This window comes from Deltaproteobacteria bacterium (genome assembly GCA_009930495.1).
Lineage (GTDB): Bacteria > Desulfobacterota > Desulfovibrionia > Desulfovibrionales > Desulfomicrobiaceae > Desulfomicrobium.
The window spans coordinates 1-2,794 of the sequence record RZYB01000259.1 but is presented as its reverse complement, the minus strand read 5'-3'; the positions used below and the strand labels follow the sequence as shown (position 1 = coordinate 2,794).

At 65.6% G+C, this 2,794-nt stretch carries 2 protein-coding genes; both read right to left on the bottom strand.

Going from position 1 to position 2,794, the window contains the following annotated elements; genetic code table 11:
- Nucleotides 1–365: 365 nt before the first annotated feature.
- A complete protein-coding gene (locus EOL86_13440; protein ID NCD26579.1) occupies nt 366–1,979 on the bottom strand; it encodes a PAS domain S-box protein in 1,614 nt (537 codons plus the stop codon).
- Nucleotides 1,980–1,990: 11 nt separating this feature from the next.
- Nucleotides 1,991–2,794, bottom strand: an 804-nt coding sequence (locus EOL86_13435) for a penicillin-binding protein 1C (protein ID NCD26578.1), incomplete at its 5' end; no start/stop codon positions are given.

The window sequence follows — 2,794 nt, the reverse complement described above, 5'->3', positions numbered from 1 at the left end:
CTGGCGGGCGAGTGCGTTCTGGTCGGATTCAGCGCCGGCGCGGCTGCCGTGTGGACCGCTCTGGACGGTTTTTGCGGCCCTGCCAGGAATTTCGTGGGTTTTTATCCGTCCCGCGTCCGCGACAATCCGGACATTGCCCTGTCCGTGCCCACGACCCTGATCTTTCCGGCGATGGAGCGCCATTTCGATGTGGATGCGCTGATCGTTGCCCTGGCCGATCATAAAACCCTGACCTGTGTGCGGACCGAATACGCGCACGGATTCATGAATCCCCTGTCGTCGGGGTTCGATCCGCTCGGGTTGGAACGGTTTGTTCGTGTTGTGCATGGCGTCGTTGGGGCGGCTGGGGAACGGGGGTAGGCCGGTCACGGGCGTCGCGTTTTCTGTTCCACCCGCAGGGGGCGGGTCACGCGCAGACCGTGTTTCTTGATTTTGTGCAAAATGGCCGTGTGGGACAGGCCCAGGGTCACGGCCGCCTGGCGTACGCTTCTGGCCTGGGTCAGGACTGTTTCGAGGATGTCCTTTTCCAGACGGTCAAGCTGGGTTTTGAGGGGTTGGCCGGCCTCGGCCCTGGGCATGGACCGGGTCTGGCCAGGAATGCGTTCGCCCAATTCGTGGGACAGGATGACGAAACGGTCGTCGATGACCTCGTCCGGGCAGAGGATGGCCGCCCGGTCAACCACGTTTTTCAGCTCCCGCACGTTGCCCGGCCAGTGGTGGCGGCCCAGTTTGGCCATCCCGGCGGCGGACACGGTCTTGACCGGCCGCCCGGCGCGTTGGGCCAGGGCAAAAAGGAAGTGCTCGGCCAGGAGGGGAATGTCGTCCAGACGCTCCTGCAGGGGCGGGATGTGGATGGGCAGGACGTTGATACGGTAGTAAAGATCCCGCCGGAAGGTGCCGTCCTCGACCATTTTTTCCAGATTGCCGTTGGTGGCGGTGATGATCCGCGCCCGAATCGGGATTTCCTTGGTTCCACCGATGCGTCTCGCGCGCAGATCCTGCATGACGCGCAGGATCTTGGCCTGGGACGAGAGCGGCATGTCCCCGATTTCATCCAGGAACACCGTGCCGTCGCCGGCTACCTCGAACAGGCCTGGCTTGCCGTCCTTGAGCCCGCCGGTGAAGGCGCCGGCCACATAACCGAACAGTTCGCTTTCCAGAAGCTGTTCGGGCAGGGCCGCGCAGTTGATGGGCACGAAGGGGCCAATGCGGCGGCTGGCCGTGTGCATGGCCCGGGCGAACAGCTCCTTGCCCGTGCCCGACGCGCCCCGGATGCAGGCGATGGAATCCGTGGTCGCGATGAGTTGGGCGTAGCCGATGAGGTTGATGATGGCCTGGTTCTGACCGACGATGTCTGAAAAGCTGATTTGGGCCGGTTCGGAAATGCTACGGGCCAACATCTTGATTTCGCGCATGTCCGTGATGATTTCCACGGCTCCGATGACGTGCCCGGACGCGTCGCGGATGGGTCGGCAGGTGGCGAAGTATTGGAGACGCCCCGAGGCCGTGGCCAGTGTTTTTTTCATGGCCACGCATTCCCGGCCGTCCAGGCTGTCCAGGATGGCCGTGTCGTCCAGACCCAGGTCGCGCACGTCCAGACCCAGAACGTTCTCGTTTTCGCGGCCGAGGATTTTTCGGGCCACTGTGTTCATGGTCGTGACCTTGCCGGCCGTGTCCACGGCGATGACGGCGCTGGCGATGTTGTCCAGGACCACGCGCAATCGTTGGGCCTGTTCTTCCTGGGGCAGGGTTGCGATGGGCCGGGTCGTGATCAGGCCGGGAATGTCGGTCAGGGCCGGCAGTAGCTCCGGCGGCGTTCCGGAAGGGCGATGTTCCGCTTCCAGATAGACGTGGGCCAGGTCGGCGACGCGGTCCACCTCCATGGCCACGATGTTGAACATGCGGTCCGCGATGCGTCGGGACAAGTCGGCGACGATGCCGACCCGGTCCTGGAACACGAGATGGAGCTTGATGGACATGGGGCTGCCTATCAGGGGCGGGTGGCGCTGCCAAGGCCGGGGTCCTGGACCGTGAACGTCCCGGTCGCGCCGCGTCCCAGATCGTCGGTGACGACGACCGCATGCCGCCCTGGCGTAAGGGGCGTGAAGCACGGGGTTTCCGGTGCGGAACTGGCGACAAAACCGCCGTCCACATACCAGAAATGGCGTGTCGCGCCCGGCCCCGGCGCGGCCAGGAGGGCCAGACGCTGGAACTCGGGGGGGACGTCGGAGCGCGTGACGTAGGGCGTGGCCGCCGAGGGAGACTGGATGGTCGGCCCGGCTTCGTCCGGCACGTCGGCGCAGTCCGGATGCATGGCCGGCAGACCGGCCATGGGGGAACCTTGGGCACGTTGCCAGGCCAGAAGTTCGGCTGGCCAGACAAGGGCGGTTTCCTCCCGCGTCGGGTGGGCCAGAAGACAGTCTCCCACCAGGCGCAGGCCCGTGTCCCGGTCCACGAAAATTTGTTTGTGCAGGGCGCAGACCGGCAGCTTGGTCACGCCGGCGATGGCCTGGGTCTGGATCGTGGGGCAGTTTGGTCCGGGACGGTCGCCGCTGATGGCGCAAACGGTCATGCGTGTCAGGCGCGGAGCCTCGATGCGGGGCGGTCCGGCCGCACCGGGCCGCAGGGCCCGGAAGATGTCGAAAAGCAGCGGTCCGGCATGGCGGACGCCGGAGATGTTCGCGCACAACGAGCCGTCCGGGTTGCCGACCCAGACCCCGATGGCCAGGTCCTGGCTGATGCCAACGGCCCAGGCGTCACGGTGTCCGAAGGACGTGCCGGTTTTCCAGGCCAC